This is a genomic window from Pseudoclavibacter helvolus (assembly GCF_014191305.1).
In the GTDB taxonomy this organism is placed as follows: domain Bacteria; phylum Actinomycetota; class Actinomycetes; order Actinomycetales; family Microbacteriaceae; genus Pseudoclavibacter; species Pseudoclavibacter helvolus.
Genome location: NZ_JACHWJ010000005.1, coordinates 132,660 through 149,585, shown reverse-complemented (window position 1 = coordinate 149,585; position 16,926 = coordinate 132,660). Strand labels below are relative to the sequence as shown.

14 protein-coding genes and 2 tRNA genes are annotated in these 16,926 nt (G+C 66.1%); 8 read left to right on the top strand and 8 right to left on the bottom strand.

What is annotated here, in order from left to right; translation table 11 throughout:
- The first annotated feature begins 31 nt into the window (after window positions 1-31).
- Entirely contained in the window at window positions 32-1,357 is a 1,326-nt protein-coding gene (nhaA, locus tag FHX72_RS15430) for a Na+/H+ antiporter NhaA (protein ID WP_183626259.1), read from the top strand.
- A gap of 213 nt (window positions 1,358-1,570) precedes the next feature.
- Here nhaA and FHX72_RS15425 read toward each other — a convergent pair whose 3' ends face one another.
- From FHX72_RS15425 to FHX72_RS15410, 4 genes are all read right to left on the bottom strand, one after another.
- Window positions 1,571-3,040: an alanine/glycine:cation symporter family protein gene (locus FHX72_RS15425; RefSeq protein WP_183626257.1), complete on the bottom strand. Its 1,470-nt coding sequence runs from the start codon at window positions 3,038-3,040 to the stop codon at window positions 1,571-1,573.
- A 245-nt stretch (window positions 3,041-3,285) separates the two neighbouring features.
- Window positions 3,286-5,325 (bottom strand): PTS fructose transporter subunit IIABC, encoded by a 2,040-nt coding sequence (locus tag FHX72_RS15420; protein WP_183626255.1) that lies wholly within the window; start codon window positions 5,323-5,325, stop codon window positions 3,286-3,288.
- Window positions 5,322-6,329 (bottom strand): 1-phosphofructokinase family hexose kinase, encoded by a 1,008-nt coding sequence (locus FHX72_RS15415; protein WP_183626253.1) that lies wholly within the window; start codon window positions 6,327-6,329, stop codon window positions 5,322-5,324. The genes FHX72_RS15420 and FHX72_RS15415 overlap by 4 nt, the downstream gene beginning before the upstream one ends.
- Entirely contained in the window at window positions 6,326-7,111 is a 786-nt protein-coding gene (locus FHX72_RS15410; protein WP_183626251.1) for a DeoR/GlpR family DNA-binding transcription regulator, read from the bottom strand. The genes FHX72_RS15415 and FHX72_RS15410 overlap by 4 nt, the downstream gene beginning before the upstream one ends.
- 125 nt (window positions 7,112-7,236) lie before the next feature.
- On the opposite strand from FHX72_RS15410, the gene FHX72_RS15405 reads away from it, so the two are divergent.
- The 4 genes from FHX72_RS15405 to FHX72_RS15390 all read left to right on the top strand — a co-directional run bounded on the left by FHX72_RS15405 (window position 7,237) and on the right by FHX72_RS15390 (window position 9,901).
- Window positions 7,237-8,106, top strand: coding sequence for an inositol monophosphatase family protein (locus FHX72_RS15405; protein WP_235812800.1), 870 nt, complete (start codon window positions 7,237-7,239; stop codon window positions 8,104-8,106).
- 228 nt (window positions 8,107-8,334) lie between these two features.
- The gene (locus tag FHX72_RS15400) at window positions 8,335-9,624 is read left to right on the top strand and encodes a M23 family metallopeptidase (RefSeq protein ID WP_183626248.1); all 1,290 of its coding nucleotides are present in this window, start codon (window positions 8,335-8,337) and stop codon (window positions 9,622-9,624) included.
- A 96-nt stretch (window positions 9,625-9,720) separates the two neighbouring features.
- Window positions 9,721-9,795, top strand: a tRNA-Thr gene (locus FHX72_RS15395).
- Window positions 9,796-9,827: 32 nt separating this feature from the next.
- A tRNA-Met gene (locus FHX72_RS15390) sits at window positions 9,828-9,901 on the top strand.
- Window positions 9,902-10,131: 230 nt separating this feature from the next.
- Here the strand turns inward: FHX72_RS15390 and FHX72_RS15385 are convergent.
- The 4 genes from FHX72_RS15385 to FHX72_RS15370 all read right to left on the bottom strand — a co-directional run bounded on the left by FHX72_RS15385 (window position 10,132) and on the right by FHX72_RS15370 (window position 13,116).
- A complete protein-coding gene (locus FHX72_RS15385; RefSeq protein WP_183626246.1) occupies window positions 10,132-10,608 on the bottom strand; it encodes a potassium channel family protein in 477 nt (158 codons plus the stop codon).
- Window positions 10,609-10,758: 150 nt separating this feature from the next.
- Complete coding sequence (locus tag FHX72_RS15380) at window positions 10,759-11,031, bottom strand: GlsB/YeaQ/YmgE family stress response membrane protein (protein WP_068483366.1); 273 nt, start codon at window positions 11,029-11,031, stop codon at window positions 10,759-10,761.
- 269 nt (window positions 11,032-11,300) lie between these two features.
- Complete coding sequence (locus FHX72_RS15375) at window positions 11,301-12,374, bottom strand: IS630 family transposase (RefSeq protein WP_183623125.1); 1,074 nt, start codon at window positions 12,372-12,374, stop codon at window positions 11,301-11,303.
- A 64-nt stretch (window positions 12,375-12,438) separates the two neighbouring features.
- Window positions 12,439-13,116, bottom strand: a complete 678-nt coding sequence (locus FHX72_RS15370; protein ID WP_183626244.1) for a fasciclin domain-containing protein — start codon at window positions 13,114-13,116, stop codon at window positions 12,439-12,441.
- A gap of 283 nt (window positions 13,117-13,399) precedes the next feature.
- On the opposite strand from FHX72_RS15370, the gene FHX72_RS15365 reads away from it, so the two are divergent.
- From FHX72_RS15365 to FHX72_RS15355, 3 genes are all read left to right on the top strand, one after another.
- Window positions 13,400-15,196 carry a cytochrome c biogenesis protein DipZ gene (locus FHX72_RS15365; RefSeq protein WP_183626242.1) on the top strand — a complete coding sequence of 599 codons (1,797 nt, stop codon included), beginning with the start codon at window positions 13,400-13,402 and terminating at the stop codon, window positions 15,194-15,196.
- A 112-nt stretch (window positions 15,197-15,308) separates the two neighbouring features.
- On the top strand, window positions 15,309-15,869 hold the full coding sequence (gene sigK, locus FHX72_RS15360) for an ECF RNA polymerase sigma factor SigK (protein WP_183626240.1): 561 nt from the start codon (window positions 15,309-15,311) through the stop codon (window positions 15,867-15,869).
- Window positions 15,866-16,861 carry an anti-sigma factor gene (locus tag FHX72_RS15355; RefSeq protein WP_183626238.1) on the top strand — a complete coding sequence of 332 codons (996 nt, stop codon included), beginning with the start codon at window positions 15,866-15,868 and terminating at the stop codon, window positions 16,859-16,861. Before sigK ends, FHX72_RS15355 begins: the two co-directional genes overlap by 4 nt.
- Window positions 16,862-16,926 lie beyond the last annotated feature (65 nt).

Sequence of the window (16,926 nt, the reverse complement as noted above, 5' to 3'; positions counted from 1 at the left end):
TCGCTGGCCGGTCTCAGACGTCAGGAGAACCATGACAGCACCCGCCACACGACCGACAGGCTTCGCGCGACTGAACGCGTGGATCATGCGCGAGACCACTGGGGGAGCGCTCCTCCTATTCGCGGCCGCCATCGCGCTCATCTGGGCGAACTCGCCGTGGCGCGGCGGCTACGAAGCGCTCAGCGCGATCAGGATCGGGCCCGCCGCCATCCACCTCGACCTGTCGCTCGCGACCTGGGCCGCCGACGGCCTGCTCGCGGTCTTCTTCTTCACCGTGGGCGTCGAACTCAAGCACGAGTTCGTCTCGGGCAGTCTCCGCAAGCCCAAGGAAGCTGCCGTCCCGGTCCTCGGAGCGATCGCCGGAATGGCGATGCCAGCGATCTTCTACGTGATCGCCGTCTCGGTGCTCGGCGACACCTCTGCGCTCCACGGCTGGGCGATCCCGACCGCCACGGACATCGCCTTCGCGCTCGGTGTCCTCGCCATCTTCGGGCGCGGCCTCCCGCGTGGAGTGCGCACCTTCCTGCTGACGCTCGCGGTTGTCGACGACCTCCTCGCGATCGTCATCATCGCGATCTTCTACACGGCCGGCATCAACGTGCTTGCACTCCTCGGCTCGCTCGTCGCGGTCGGCGTGTTCCTGCTTGTCGTGCGCTCAAAGCGTCCTTCGTGGTGGCTGCTCATCCCGATCGCCATCGTCGCCTGGGTGCTCATGCACGAGTCCGGCGTGCACGCCACCATCGCGGGTGTGCTCCTCGGCTTCTGCGTGCCCTCAAAGAAGGTCCACGGCGAAACGGATTCCCGCACGCACCGCTTCGGCGACAAGATCGGGCCGTTCTCGTCCGGCTTCGCGCTGCCCGTCTTCGCCTTCTTCGCTGCGGGCGTGAACATCGTCGACGGCGACGGTCTGGGAGCCGTGCTCTCCCAGCCGGTGTTCGTGGCGATTGCGGCGGCGCTTGTGCTCGGCAAGCTCATCGGCGTGCTCGGCATGACGGCGCTTGTCGTGAAGCTCACACCGCTGCGGCTACCAGACGCGATCGGCGTGCGCGACCTGCTTCCAGTGGGCTTCCTCACAGGCATCGGCTTCACCGTCTCGCTGCTCATCGCCGAGCTGTCCTTCCCCGACTCGGAGCACACGGCAGCGGCGAAGCTCGCCGTGCTCGGTGGCAGCCTCCTCGCGGCGGTCCTCGCGGCCTTCACCCTGCGCCACGATGCGAAGCGGGCCCGCAGCGACGACATGAACGAGGACGGCATCCCCGACGTCGACAGGACGCCGATCGGCAGCGAAGGCGACGAATCGGACATCGACGCTCAGCTCGACGGCCGCGACGCTCAGCCGCACACCAAGGAAAGCTGACGCGGGCGTCAGAAACCGCCCCCGCCCTCGAACCGGCTGGAGTTGCGCTGAAACGGTTGGAGTCGCGCTGAATCGGCTGGATTCGCGCTGAACTCGCTGAACTCGAACCCGGTTGGCGCATGCTCGGCCGCAGGGGAACAGACGAACCGGGCCCGCATCCACTTCGCATGTGGATGCAGGCCCGGACCGGTTCTGAGCGTCAGGTGGCTGGCGTCAGGCGCGGGTTCTTGTTGCGTCGATGACGGTGAGCGGCCCGGTGACGCTGAGCTCGTTCTCCCAGCAGTGCACGCCCTGCAATTCGGGGAGGCGCGAGCGGGTGAAGACCGGGTCGCGGCCTTGCTTGCGCTGGTCGGTGTAATCCTTCAGCAGCTTGAAGGCGACGCCGGACAGCAGGCCTATGGCAACGAGGTTTACGAGCGCCATGAGCCCCATGATTCCGTCGGCCGTGTTCCAGATGAGGTCTGCCGAGGCGATGGAGCCGAGGAGGACGACAGCCACGACGGCGAATCGGTACACGGTGAGCACCGTCTTGTTGGGGTTGATGAACTCGATGTTCGACTCGCCGTAGTAGTAGTTGCCGATGATGGAACTGAAGGCGAGCAGGAAGATGATGATGCTCAGCAGTATGTTCGCCCACGGCCCGAGCGCCCCGACGACGGCCGCCTGCGTGAGCGCGATTCCTCGTTCAGCGCCTGCGAGATCCGGCGTCGAGACGAGGACGATGAAAGCCGTGATCGAGCAGACGAGGAACGTGTCGAAGTAGACGCCGAGGGTCTGCACGAGGCCCTGCTTGACGGGGTGCGTGACGGCGGCGCTCGCGCCGGCGTTCGGGGCGGAGCCGAGGCCTGCCTCGTTCGAGAACATGCCTCGCTTCACGCCCGTCATGATGATCGTTCCGACCGTCGCTCCGAGCACCTCGTTGAAGCCGAAGGCCTGCGTGAAGATCTGCCCGAACACGACTGGGAGCTGGTCGATGTTCATGCCGACGATGATGATGCCCATCAGCAGGTACATGAGCGCCATGAGTGGCACGACTGCCTGCGTGATGGAGGCGATGCGGTGCACGCCGCCGAAGATGACGAGCGCCGTGAGCACAGCGAGGACGATCCCGACGACCCAGGGGATCCAGCTGACGTCACCGTCGAAGCTCGCCGAGACCGTGGCCGAGATCGTGTTCGCCTGAAGGGAGCTGAACGCGAACGGGAAGCAGATGACGAGGATGACGGCGAAGAGGATGCCCATCCACCGAGACTTGAGACCGTACTGCATGTAGTAGGCGGGGCCGCCGCGGAAGCTGTCCTTGTCCCGCACCTTGTAGAGCTGGCCGAGCGTTGACTCGACGAAGCTCGACGCGCCCCCGATGAAAGCCATCGCCCACATCCAGAACACGGCCCCAGGTCCGCCGATGGCGATTGCGGTGCCGACGCCGGCGATGTTGCCGACACCGACGCGCGAAGCGGCGGAGATGGTGAACGCCTGGAAGGCGGAGACCGACTGAGGCTCACCCGCATCGTTGAGGGGAGTCTTATCGGTCAGCGTGCGGAACATCTCCGGGATGAGACGGAACTGGACCACTCCGGAGCGGACGGTGAAATACACGCCGAGCAGGGCGAGGATGGGCAGCACTAGCCACGTCCACAGCACGTCACCGCCGGTGAGTATGAGTTCGTTGATGAAGTCCATAGTGTGAGTATGCCCGCAGCGTAGTTTCGCCGGAGTAACGATGCGGACTACCTCGATGGACGAGTGCGTTGACACGGCCGCACGTTAACGAGTCTCGGGATGGGTTTCGCACTTCCGGATGGGTTGCAACCCATCCCGAAGTGAGAAACCCATCCCGAGACCGAGGGGGCGTCCGCGACGCGAGCGGCCGACGCGAGCGGCCGTGCGAGTGGCCTAACGGGCCTGCGACCGACCGCGCGAGCGACCTAGTGCGCGAGCTCTCCCTGCAGCGATGCGGCGACGGGCACGTCAGCGTCGACCGGCGCCTTGCGCACCCACTTCTTGAGGGCGATGACGGTGAGGCCGGAGATGACGGTTCCGATGAGGATCGCGAGCACGAACCAGAGCAGGTTGCCGATGGCGAAGAAGACGAAGATTCCGCCGTGGGGTGCCTGCGAGGTGACGCCCGTCGCCATGGTGATGGCGCCGGTGGCCGCGCCGCCGAGGATGCTCGCGGGGATCACGCGCAGCGGGTCGGCTGCGGCGAACGGGATGGCGCCTTCTGAGATGAAGGCCGCTCCGAGGAGCCAGGCCGCGCGTCCGTTCTCCTTCTCGACGGGGGAGAAGAGGCGGGGTGCGATCGTCGTGGCGAGTGCCATGGCGAGGGGCGGGACCATGCCGGCTGCCATGACGGTGGCCATGATCATCCAGGGTGCCTGGTTGTCGAAGGATCCGGCGCCGAGCCCGGCGACTGCGAACGCGTAGGCGACCTTGTTGACGGGGCCTCCGAGGTCGAAGCACATCATGGTGCCGAGGATGATGCCGAGGAGTACCGCGCTGGCGCCGGTGAGGCCGGTGAGCCAGGTGTTGAGGCCGTTGGTGAGGGCCGCGATGGGCCCGCCGAGGAGGATGACCATGAGGCCGGAGGCGATGATGGAGCCGACCAGCGGGATGATGACGACTGGCATGAGGCCGCGCATCCAGCGGGGCACGTTCCAGGAGCCGATCCAGTAGGCCGCGCCACCGGCGATGAGGCCACCGACGATGCCGCCGATGAAGCCTGCGCCCATGATGCCTGCGACGGCACCGGCGACGAAGCCGGGCGCGATGCCTGGCCGGTCTGCGATGGCGTAGGCGATGTAGCCGGCGAGGGCTGGCACGAGGAAGCCCATCGACGCCTGCCCGATGGCGGATGCGACGGCACCGAGGTAAACGAGGAGGCCCGAGCGGGTTGCCTCGTCCGGCGGCAGGTTGAAGAGCGAGTTCTGCAGGATGATGTCGGTGTTGCGCCCGTCGCTGACGATGTCGTAGCCGCCGAGGAGGAAGCCGAGCGCGATGAGGAGTCCGCCACCTGCGACGAACGGGATCATGTAGCTGACGCCCGTGAGCAGCCAGCGCTTGATGCGGGCGCCGACGCTCTCGTTGGCCGTGTTCTCGGAGGAGTCGGCGGCGTCGGATGCGGGGACGCGCTTGGCGTTCGGGTCCTTGGCTGCTGCAACGGCTTCGTTGAGGAGCTCATCCGGGTGGTCGATGCCGCGCTTCACGGGCGACTGCACAACCGGCTTGCCGGCGAAGCGGCCGCGGTCGCGCACGTCGACGTCGTTCGCGAAGATGACGGCGTCGGCGCGCTTGATGATGGCGGGGTCGAGTGGCGTGACCTTCGAGGAGCCCTGCGGCTCGACGTAGAACTCGATGCCCATCTCCTTGGCCTTTGCCGTGAGGGCATCCGCTGACATGAAGGTGTGGGCGATGCCGGTTGCGCAGGACGTGACGGCCACGATGACGGGGCCGGTGGATGCGCCGCTCGCGGCGGGTGAGGGTGCGGGTGCGGCTGCCGCGGCCGGCTTCTCTTCCTCTGGCTCGAGCGCCTTCTCGACGATCGCGACGATCTCTTCCGGCGTCTTCGCGGCGCGGAGCGAGTCGTTGAACTCGGGAACCATGAGCGAGCGGGCGAGCTTGGAGAGCATCTGGAGGTGCTCGTCGTGGGCACCGTCCGGGGCAGCGATAAAGAAGACGAGGTCGCTTGGGCCGTCGTGAGCTCCGAAGTCGACGCCCGGGTTGAGGCGCGACATGGCGAGGGTGGCTTCGGTGACGGCTCCTGAGCGGCAGTGGGGGATTGCGATGCCGCCTGGAACTCCGGTAGAGCCCTGCTCTTCGCGGGCGAGGGCGTCGGCGGCGAGCCCTGCGGCGTCGGTCGCGCGGCCCTGGGAGACGACGCGTTCGGCGAGGTTGCGGATGACATCGGTCTTGTCCGCACCCAGGTCGACGTCGAGGGCGACGAGCCCTGGCGTGATGTAGGTGGTCATGATGCGTTCTCCTTGGTGCTGGTTGCGATGCTGTTGCTGTGTTCGCCGGTGACGGCGAGGTGGGTGATGCGGACGAGGTCCGGCTGTGTCTGCTCTGGGGATGGGACTCCGCTGCCCGGCAGGGAAGCTGCGGCGCTTCCGTGGGCGACGGCTTGGGCGAGGGCGCGCTCGGGGGTGGCCCCGGTGACGCTCGCGAGCAGGTAGCCGGCGAGCGACGAGTCGCCTGCTCCGACGGTGCTGCGCACGCGAGTGGGTGGCGGGGTGGCGAAGAGGCTCGTGGTGGCGTCGCGGTAGATGGCGCCTGCTCCACCGAGGGTGGCGAGGACGGCGTCAGCGCCGTTCTCGAGCGCCCAGCCGGCGGCGTCTGCGGCGAGTTGCGGGTCGGCCTCGAGGGTGTCTCCGTCGGCGATGCCGCTCAGCTCGGCGAGCTCGAACGCGTTGGGCTTGATGAGCTGCACGCGGGTTCCGGATGCGAGGAGCGCTTCGAGTGGGGCGTCTGAGCTGTCGACGGCCACACGCGGAGCAGCCTCGCCGAGTTCGGCGCGTACGGCCTCGATGAGCGTTGCATAGAAGGAGGAGTGGAGGCCGAGCGGGAGGGAACCGGCCAGCACAAGCCAGTCGGCGTCGCGGGACGCGGAGACGACGGCGGCGACGAGGGCGGCCGCTTCGTCCGTGCTGAGGTGCGGGCCCGGCTCGTTGAGCTTGGTCGTGGTCCCGTCGGTCTCGGTGACGGCGAAGTTGGTGCGCACCTTGCCTTCGATGCGCACGGGGAGCATCCGCAGTCCTTCGGCTTCGACGAGGTGCTTGAAGTCGTCCTCGGCGGACGCGGGGAAGACGGCGAGGTTGTCGAGCTTCGATGCGCGGAGGGCGCGGGACACGTTGATGCCCTTGCCGCCTGCCTGCGATTCGCTGCCGGTGAGTCGCTGGACCTCGCCGCGGGCGAGTTCGTGCGGGAGGGCGAGGGTTCTGTCGATGGCCGGGTTGGCGGTGACGGTGACGATCATGCGAGCACTGCTTCCACGTCGTTCTCGGTGAGCGCGGCGGCGAGTGCCGCACGCGGGGGCTGGTCGGTGACCAGGGCATCGACGCTGGAGAGCGGTGCGATGTGGGTGAGGGCGTCTTGGTCGAACTTCGATGCGTCGACGGCGACGACGACGCGGCGTGCGCCTCGGCACATGGCCGACTTCACGGCCGCTTCGTCAGGGTCTGGCGTGCTGAGCCCGAACTCGGCGCTGATGCCGTTGGTGCCGATAAAGGCGAGGTCCGGGCGGAGGGCCGCGAGCTGAGTGAGGGCGCTTGGGCCGACGGCGGCGCTGGTGAGGCCTCGCACGCGACCGCCGATGGCGATCGTCGTGAGCTCGCTGTGTGCCACGAGGAGCGCGAGGATGGGCAGCGAGTTGCTGATGACCTGCAGTCTCGCGAGCTCGTCGGCGGGGCGTCGCACGAGGGCGGCTGCAATCTCGGCGGTGGTCGTGCCCGCGTCGATGAGGATGCTGCCCGTGAACCCTCGGGGGATGAGGCGTTCGGCTGCCTCCCCGATGCGCACCTTGGCGTCGTGGTTGAGGGGCTGGCGGTCGGCCACGGCGGTCTCGGCGAGGCTGCCGAGTGCGCTGCTGACGGCGCCGCCGTGGACTCGCCTGACGAGGCTCTCGAGTTCGAGCTGGTCGAGGTCGCGGCGGATGGTCTCCGGCGTGACGTCGAGGTCGCCCGCGAGTTCTCGCACGGCGACTTTCCCGTGCTGCGCGATGCGTTCGAGGATGAGCGCGTGTCTCTCCGTTGCGTACATGGATGCTCCTGTGCGATCCGAGTGTTGGTTCTGATGGAGAGCGTACGCGGCAAACGGAAACAAAACAAGAGAAACAAACACAAACACAGAAGCGGGCGGAAACGCGGCCTTGCTACGCTCCAGAAGTGACTCAACTCGACGCCTCCTCGCCCACGCCAGACGCTGACCAGCTCACTGCGGAGCAACTGCAGGAGCTCCTCGACATCGCGCTCACACTGGCCACCGAGGCTGGCGAGCTCGTCGCCGCGCGGCGCAAGGAAGGGGTAGCGGTCGCGGACACGAAGTCGTCGTCCGTCGACATCGTCACGGCGTCCGACCGGGAGTCCGAGGCGCACATCCGTCGTCGACTCGAGGAGCTGCGGCCCGGCGACGGCTTCTTCGGGGAGGAGTCCGATGCTACGGCGAGCACGACGGGGCTGACCTGGGTGGTCGACCCCATCGACGGCACGGTCAACTACCTCTACGGCTACCCCAACTACGCGGTGAGCGTCGCTGTCGTTGTTGGTGACCCGGGCTCGGAGCCGGCCAGCTTCACAACGCTCGCCTCGGCCGTGGTTAACCCGGAGGGGCGCGAGTCCTTCACCGCCATGCGCGGTCAGGGCTCCTGGTGCAATGGGGTGCAACTGCGAGTGGATGCCGCCCCGCCCCTCGAGTTCGCTCTTGTCGGCACGGGGTTCAGCTATTCGGCCGAGCGTCGTGTGCAGCAGGCGGAGCAGTGGAAGACCTTGGCGGGTCGCGTGCGCGATCTACGCCGCGTCGGTGCCGCATCCCTCGATCTCTGCAACATTGCGATCAACCGACTTGATGCGTACTACGAGTCTGGACTGAACCCGTGGGATCACGCTGGGGCGGCGCTAGTGGCCCGTGAGGCCGGCGCGGTTGTCGTCGGCGAGGGACTGGGGCGCGAGGGGCGACGCCTGATCATCGCCGCGAAGCCGGGGCTCGAGCTTGAGCTGGCCGATCTGGTCACGGTTCTTCCTGGGGCCGGGCTCTGAATCTGCACCGGCGGCACGCCCGACGCGTTCGGGTCGGGGCGAAAAGCGGCGATCTTGGCTCGACCGCGCATCGCGCTTCATCCCTTGCGGTTGCTGGCCAGGAGGCTGGTGGGTCGGCCGTCGGGATGGACTAACGCGGGCGTCGATTCCCCGGAGACCTTGAAGTTTCCGTGACCTGCGCGTTACTATTTACCAGTTCGTTATAAACCGCGGTAAGGATATGAATCGTTGACTTCCCTTCTCACATCGGGCCAGGAGCAGGCTCAGTCGGCGCCCATGACCCGTCGAGAACTCCGCGAAGCAGAGCGTCTCGCATCGCTCGCAGCTAGCGCACCAGAGGCAGCGCCGGAGGCATTCAGCTCCCGCCGTGCCCGTCGCGAAGCTGAGCGCGCAACGGCTCCAGCTCAGACAGCTCCGGTCATCACCGCGGCGCCTCTCGTCACTGCGGCGCTGGCCCCGAAGATCGTCTCGGTTGTCGAGACGGCCCCCGTCGCCAAGGCTGCCGCGGTTGTCTCGGCGCCGGCTCCTGCACCCGCTTCGATCGTCACGCCGAGCATCGCCGAGGTCGCGCAGATCCGCTCCGACGCGACCGAGTCGACCGCACGCATCGAACGCGCATCCGTCGCAGTCCTCGAAGTTCCGCTGAGCTTTGCTCGCAACGAAGAGGCCCTCCGTCCCGAGGTCGACAGCAAGACGGGCCGTCGCGGCCTCGTCCGCGTCAAGAACTCCGAGAAGTCGCACAAGAAGCGCGGCGCTCTCCTCCGCGGCGCAGCTGGCGTCACGGCCCTCGGCTTCGCAGCGACGATCGCCGTCGTCTCGACGATGCCGGCAAACGCCACCTCCACCCAGGAAGACCAGGTCGCAGGCGACAGTGCAGCAGCGCTCGCCGACGCCGTCTCCTCGGTTCCCGGCCAGACCCTCACAGTCTCCGGTGGCGAGGCTACGACGGTCGAGCGTGAAGGCGCCTACGCCGTCACCACGATGGGTTCGGCCACGGCTGCCAACCTTATGAGCCTCGTCGACCGTGGCACGTACAAGAACGACCTCTCCTCGACGGTCCAGTGGCCCTTCCCGGTCGGCGTTGCGATCACCGACGACTTCGGTCCTCGCGTCTCGCCGGGTGGCATCGGCAGCACGAACCACATGGGCATCGACTTCGCTCCTGCGCAGGGCACCCCGATCGGCACGATCGCGGGCGGCACCGTCAAGAGCGTCACCCCGACCGACAACGGCGGCCTCGGCGTGCACGTCATCGTTCAGCACGTCATCAACGGCCAGAGCTACGAGAGCGTGTACGGACACATGCTCACGGGCTCTATCGCCGTCAAGGTCGGCGACGTCGTCAAGGTCGGCGACGAGCTCGGCAAGGTCGGCAACACGGGCGCATCCACTGGCCCCCACCTGCACCTTGAGGTGCACACGGCTGACGGCAACAAGATCGACCCGATCGCGTTCTTCACGCAGTTCAACGTCGTTTCCACGGTTGTCACGATGCCTGGCGAAAGCTCGGGCGCGTAACACGCGGCACGCCACGAGGGTGGTGGTCTCACGGGGTTCCGTGAGGTGCTATCCTCATCTGGTGCCATTCGGAGCCACAAGCTCGATTGGCATCTTGCCCCGATAGCTCAGTGGTAGAGCACTTCCATGGTAAGGAAGGGGTCGTCGGTTCAAACCCGACTCGGGGCTCCATTCTGGAGCAGTTGAATGTTGCAGAAACCCTTGGCTGGGTAGCTCAGTTGGTGAGAGCGCACGACTCATAATCGTGAGGTCGAGAGTTCGAATCTCTCTCCAGCTACAGATGAAGACCCGGTTGCCGTTCTGGCAGCCGGGTTTTTTCGTTGGCCGCGTTGCCCCGTGCGTTGGTGCCGCGTCGCGTCGTCGCCGAGACGCGTCGAAAGTGGACTTGTGGCTGCTTCCATGGCGTTTTGACGACCACAAGACCGCCCTCGACGCCGAGAAGTGGGAAACAAGGGGCAGGGGTAGGTGGGGAGGAGCGGGGAGCGGGGCTGTGCACCGCGTGGGGGCTCAGTGAGGGGCGCGTTCCGGATGTGCCGCGTCGAGCTCGCCGGGCACCTTCGCGGTGAGCTTCGCCGCGATCGTGCGCGCGTCTTCACGGATGGCCGACATGATGGCCTCGCTCACGAAGCCGACGATGAGCACGCCGGAGACCACGAGGGAGACGGCGAGTGCGCGGCCGGCGACGGTGACCGGGGTGAAGTCGCCGTAGCCGACGGTGGTGATGGTCGTGAACCCCCACCAGAGGACGTCACCCATGCTGACGATGTTCGCGCCGGCGGTGTTGTGCTCGACCAGGTACACGCCGAGCGAGGCGGTGTACACGTACAGGAGCGATGCGATCGAGACGGCGAGCACGTTGCGGGTTGGCTTGGCCCTCGCGCCACCGTCACGGAAGAACGGGAGCCGCCACAGGTAGGTGACGATGAGGACGCGCCAGCGGGCCGCGGCACGGTCGGAGTGGGGGACGGTCGCGCTCGTGGTCATGCAACGAGCGAACCGCATTTCCTCGTAGGAGCACGAGTTTCCGTCGCAGGAGTTCGAGCAGCTCGATCGCAGCGGATGCGTGTGAACTGGAGCGCACACAACAGCGGACCCCGGCCGAGGCCGAGGTCCGCTGTTGAGGTCGTAAGGGGGTTACGCCTTGTTCTTGCTGCCGCGGCTCGTGATGAATCCCCAGATGAGGAGCACGATGAGCGAGCCACCGATGGCGAGGAGCCAGCTGCTGAGCGAGAAGAACGCGTCAACGCCCTCGCCGAAGAGCATGCCGCCGATCCATCCGCCGAGCAGTGCTCCGATGACGCCGAGAACGAGGGTTGCGATCCATCCGCCGCCCTGCTTGCCGGGCAGGATGAGCTTCGCGATGGCCCCGGCGATGAGTCCGAGAAGGAGGAATGCGAGGAATCCCATGAGAGCTCCAAAGTTCGATGTTGACTGTAGTCGCCGGTGTTGGACGCTGGCTGCCCCTGTTGCGCCTGTGGCGCTCAGTTGACTGAACCGCGTTCTTCACCGGACAACCCATTGTGTCCCCCGGATATACGAATAGCGAAATCCTGTGCGTAAATACTCGGAAAGCCGTGCCCGACTTGTGATATTCGCGCGCATATCCGCCAGAAATGCGAAAATAAATCAGACAAAGGCCCCGGATGCAAGATCCGGGGCCTTATTCGTTGTCCGTGCTAGTGTCGCGTTTCTGAAGTTGGTTGACGGTTCGCTTTCGCGAGGATCTCGTCGCTGGTCTTGGTCCAGACGAATGGGTGCTTTCGGTCGTTCCAGCCAGTGATGAACTGCCGGATCTTCGCGTTGAGGTCTTTCACCGAGGTGAAAATCCCGCGACGGATCGCTTGCCGGTCGATGATCCCGAACCACACCTCGACCAAGTTCAACCACGACCCGGACGTCGGCGTGAAATGAACGTGGAAGCGGGGTCGTTTCTCGAGCCAGGTCTTGACCTCTGGCGTTTTGTGGGTGGCGTAGTTGTCCATCACGAGGTGCAGGTCCCGTTCCGGGTAGGCGCGGTCGAGTTGCCGGAGGAACGAGAGGAACTCTTGCCGGCGATGCTTGGGTTTGACCGCTCCGGTGACGTGTCCGGTCGCGACGTCTAATGCAGCGAACAGTGTGGTCGTGCCGTGGCGCTTGTAATCATGCGTGCGCTTCTCGGTGTCCCCGATCCGCATCGGCAGCATGGGTGCGGTCCGGTCAAGGGCCTGGATCTGGGACTTCTCGTCCACGCAGAGCACGATCGCGTTCTCGGGCGGCGCGAGATACAAGCCGACAACGTCGGTGACCTTCCCGACGAGCTCCGGGTCGGTCGAGAACTTGAACGTCTCCGACTTCCATGGCTGCACCCCGTACTCCCGCCACGCCCTGGCCACCGTCGCGTTCCCAACCCCCAGGCGCTGCGCGAGCAGGCGCGAGGACCAATGTGTCACGCCGTACTTCTTCGGCGGGGCCGTCAAGGTCGCTGCCACGATCTCGGCATGATCGAGATGCTTCGGCCGGCCAGAGCGCGGCGCATCGGAGAGCCCCGCAATTCCGGCCTCGGCATACCGTTTCCGCCACTTCCACACCGAGGTCGTCGTAGTCCCAACCTCGGCCGCGATCCGCGAGTTCGCGACACCTTCCGAGGCGAGCAGCACGATCCGCGCTCGCATCGACAGGCCCGCACGAATACTCGTCGACCGAGCCCACGACACCAACTCAACACGATCCACGTCAGGGAGTAGCAGAGCCGCAGCAGGAGAATTCGCCATTCCACATTCTCCCAAACACAAACCGTTTAGGAACTAACGACACGCAGCACTAGGAGCTGCTGTCTTACATCTTCGACGGCGGCATGAGCACCGTGTCGATCAGGTAGACGGTTGCGTTCGCGGTCTGGACTCCACCGCAGATGACCTTGGCGCCGCCGACGGTCAGGTCATCGCCCGAGCCCTCGACAGTGACGGTCTCGCCCTGAACGGTCGTGTGGTCGCCAGCGATTTCGTCAGGCAGGATCTGTCCCTCGACGACGTGGTAGGTCAGGATGCCCGAGAGCAGGTCCGCGTCGGTCTTGAGCGTCTCGATGGTGCCGGCGTCGATCTTGCCGAAGGCCTCATCCACCGGTGCGAACACCGTGAACTCGCCGCCGTTCAGCGTCGAGACGAGGTCGACGTCAGGATTCAGCTGGCCGGAGACGGCTGCCGTGAGCTGCGTGAGCAATGGGTTGTTGGAGGCCGCGACCGCGACCGGGTCCTGGGACATGCCCTGAACCGAGCCGGCGCCGTCCGGCACCTGTGCCGCGTAGTCGGCGCAGCCGGGGCCGACGAGGTTGGCTGCCGGGTCCATGGTCTCCATCGTGGTCTCCATGGGGGTGGCCATCTCGGAAGCTTCAGTCGATGCTTCCGTGGTCGCTTCCGTCATGGGTGCAGAGCTTGAACAGGCTGCCAGGCCGAAGGTCGAGATGGCCGCCAGCGAGAGGAGGGCGAGTGAGCCCTTCCTGGTGATAGTGCGCATAACTTCACTCCTCATTTCTCGGCCGGGGGGCCGGAGCCGCATCCGTTGCGGTTCACTGAGACATTCGGAGGCCCTCCTGAACCGGATTGGAAAAGTTCGGAATAAATTCTGGGTGACCGAAATCACGTGCTCGGATACCTCTCATAAGGGGGCTCTCCGCGCATCCTTTTCGGACCGCTCCACGCATTTCTCGGCTCTGAGACCAAACCGAAAGCGGTGCCGCTCCGAACTTCGAGCACAGGCATGAATGACCGCCTGACAGCCACGCTGCAGGGAGCGCAACATGATCTCGCTAGGACTCATCGGCTTCCTCGGAGGCCTCATCACGGGAATCTCACCGTGCATTCTCCCCGTGCTCCCCGTCATCTTCTTCTCGGGCGGCGTGCAGGGCGCGCGCAGCGACGAGGAGATGCAGGCCGAGGCCCAGGATCCCGGGGTCGATGGGCCTGACGAGGGCGCGCTCAAGACGAGAGTCAAGAGCGAGCAGGCGACGAAGCGGCGCGCATCTGCACGTCCCTACCTCGTCATCCTGGGCCTCGTTACGAGCTTCAGCGTGTTCACGCTGCTCGGCTCGCTGCTCCTCAGCCTTCTTGGGCTTCCCCAAGACGTGCTGCGCTGGGCAGGCATCATCGTGCTGGTGCTCATCGGAATCGGCCTCATCGTGCCGAAGTTCGAGCACCTGCTCGAGAAGCCGTTCTCCTGGATTCCGCAGAAGCAGGTCAATACCGACCGCGGCGGCTTCCTCCTCGGCATCGCCCTGGGCGCCGTGTATGTGCCGTGCGCCGGCCCCGTGCTCGCCGCCATCACGGTCGCGGGTTCGACCGGCCAGATCGGCATCGAGACGGTCATCCTCACGGTGACGTTCGGCATCGGCGCCGCCATCCCGCTGCTCATCTTCGCGCTCGCAGGGCGCCGAGTGGGCGAGCGAGTGAAGGCCTTCCGCAAGCACCAGCGCGGCATCCGCATCACCGCGGGCGTCGTCATGATCGCCCTCGCGATCGGCCTCGTCTTCAACCTCCCGCAGATTCTGCAGCGCCTCGTGCCCGACTACACGGCCGGCCTTCAGGAGCAGTTCAACTCGAACGAGCAGGTCGAAGAGGCCCTCGCATTCGGTGGCCTCGTCAACGAGCAGAACGAGCAGCTCACGAACTGCACGCCAGGCGACCCCGAGCTCGGCGACTGCGGCCCGGCGCCGGAGATCCTCGACATCCAGGAGTGGATGAACACCCCCGACGGTGAAGAGGTGCAGCTCGCGGCCCAGGCTGCAGAGGGCAAGGTCGTGCTGATCGACTTCTGGGCCTACTCCTGCATCAACTGCATCCGCTCCATCCCTCACGTCACCGCCTGGGACCAGGCGTACAAGGACTCCGGCCTGCAGGTCATCGGCGTGCACTCGCCCGAGTACGCGTTCGAGAAGGAAGCCTCGAACGTCGCGAATGCGATCGACGAGTTCGGCATCGAGTATCCGGTCGCCCTGGACAACAACCTCGGCACCTGGACGAACTACCGCAACCGCTACTGGCCCGCCCACTACCTGATCGACGCGAACGGCACCGTGCGTGCGATCCACTTCGGCGAGGGCGGATACGCGGAGACGGAAGCGCAGATCCGCGACCTCCTCAAGGAGGCCAACCCTGACGTGCAGCTGCCAGGAGAGACCGACACGTCCGACACGACGCCGGAGCTCGGCAGCACAACGCCGGAGACCTACCTCATGCCGACGAAGGTCGTGAACTACAACGGAGAGGGCGACTACGGTCAGGGCGACCGCAGCTTCACCTTCCCCGCGGAGCAGCAGCAGGACACGTTCTCCCTCGAGGGTGATTTCAACCTCGACTCGCAGGGCATCCGCAGCGACTCGGACGGCAAGATCAAGCTCTCGTACACGGCCTCGACCATCCGAATGGTGCTCGGCGGCTCAGGAACGGTCACCGTCGACGACGGCACCGGCCCGCGCGAGATTCAGGTGGAAGGCAACCCGGGCTCCTACCTCCTCTTCGAGGGAGACGAGAGCAAGCAGGGCGAACTGACCGTGACGCTGGGGGGTGGCGTGGATGCTTACTCATTCACCTTCGGTTGAGGCCTGGCAGAACGTCCCAGCCACGGTCTTCCCCGGAAGCCCAAGCCCCTTCCTCGAAACCCAGATCGAAGTCAACCGAATTCGCGAAACCTTCGCGAGATGGCAAGCTGAGATGGTGAGCGAAGCCATCGGAGAGATAGAGGACCTTCTCGTGCGCACCGCCACAGGAAGCAAGGAAGCCTTCTCCACCCTCTACGACCTCATGGCACCTCGCGTGCTCGGGCTCATCCGGCGAGTTCTCGTCGATCAGGCGCAGTCCGAAGAGGTCGCCCAGGAGGTGCTGCTCGAGATCTGGCAGACCGCCGCGTCGTACTCGCCGAGCAAGGGCAAGGCGACCAGCTGGATGCTGACTGTCGCGCACCGCAGAGCCATCGACCGGGTGCGTGCATCCCAGGCGTCGAAGGACCGCGACCTGAAGATCGGGGTGCGCGACTTCGAGGGCGAACGCGACGACGTCGCCGAGTCCGCGGAGATCAGCATCGAGCACAAGCGGGCCCAGCAGGCCCTCAGCAAGCTCAGCGATCAACAGCGTGAAGCTGTCACCCTTGCCTACTACGGGGGTCTCACGCAGAGTGAGATCGCGGAACGGCTCGAGGTGCCGCTCGGCACGGTGAAGACAAGAATCAGAGACGGAATGAATAGGTTGCGACGAGAGTTGGGGGTGGAGTCATGAGCAACGGACAGGATCGCGAACGCGAAGAGCTCGAGCAGCTGCTGGCTGCCGAGGCGCTCTCCGCCAACGACTTCGACGACGCTGCCGACCGGGCGCTGCTCAACAAGCTCCTGGTTGACGGTGACCTCGGCGAGGAGCTCGAGAGCTACCAGGAGGCGGCCGCGCAGCTTGCGCTCGCCACCGAGCCCATCCAGCCGCCAGCTTCTATGAAGGACGCGCTCTTCGCGAAGCTCGACAGCTTCCCACAGCAGAACCCTGTTGGGGGCGAGCGGGAGACCGAGGGCTCGAACGGTTCTTCTGCAGCGGCGGATGCACCGCAGGGCGCCGGTCCAGCGGCTGACGGCTCCGAGAACGAGACGCGGCGCACGTTGTCCGCAGTCCCAGAACTCGAGGGACAGGACGACGACGACATCGACGAGGACCGACGCCTCGTCTCGGTGGGCGGAGGAGCATCCAGTCTCGGAAACAGCGAGGACGACTTCGGGCCTGTTGAGACCCGCGCTCGCGGCCGCTGGTTCCGCAACGGCGCCCAGGCGATGCTCGCGGCCACCGCGGCCGTCATCGTCGCGGTTGGCCTGTTCATCGGCGGGGGCTTGGCCTTCGGCGGGTTCGGTCAAGACGGGCAGGAGCCGCCATCCGCCGACAGTGAGGTCGCGATGATCCTCGCGGCCCCGGACGTCGACAGCGCGCGCACTGAGGTCGCAGGCGGCGGAACCGTCACCGTCTACTGGTCAGAGGAACTCGGCCAGTCGGCCGTTGTCGCCCACGGCATGGCCCAGCTGCCGGCCGAGAACGACTACGAGCTCTGGTACATCGACGGGGAGGGCCCGGCACCAGCCGGCATCCTGACCATGGCCGAAGGCTCCCCGGCGGTGCGCGTGCTCGACGGCACGTTTGCGCCAGGCATGGCTGTTGGTGTCACGGTCGAGGACAAGGGCGGCTCTGAGACCGGCCTGCCGACGACCGACCCGGTCGCGGTCGTGCAGAGCTAGCCAGCAGTTTCAGAACGACACGAAGCCCCGAGCGGAAGACCGCTCGGGGCTTCGTCGTTCCCGTC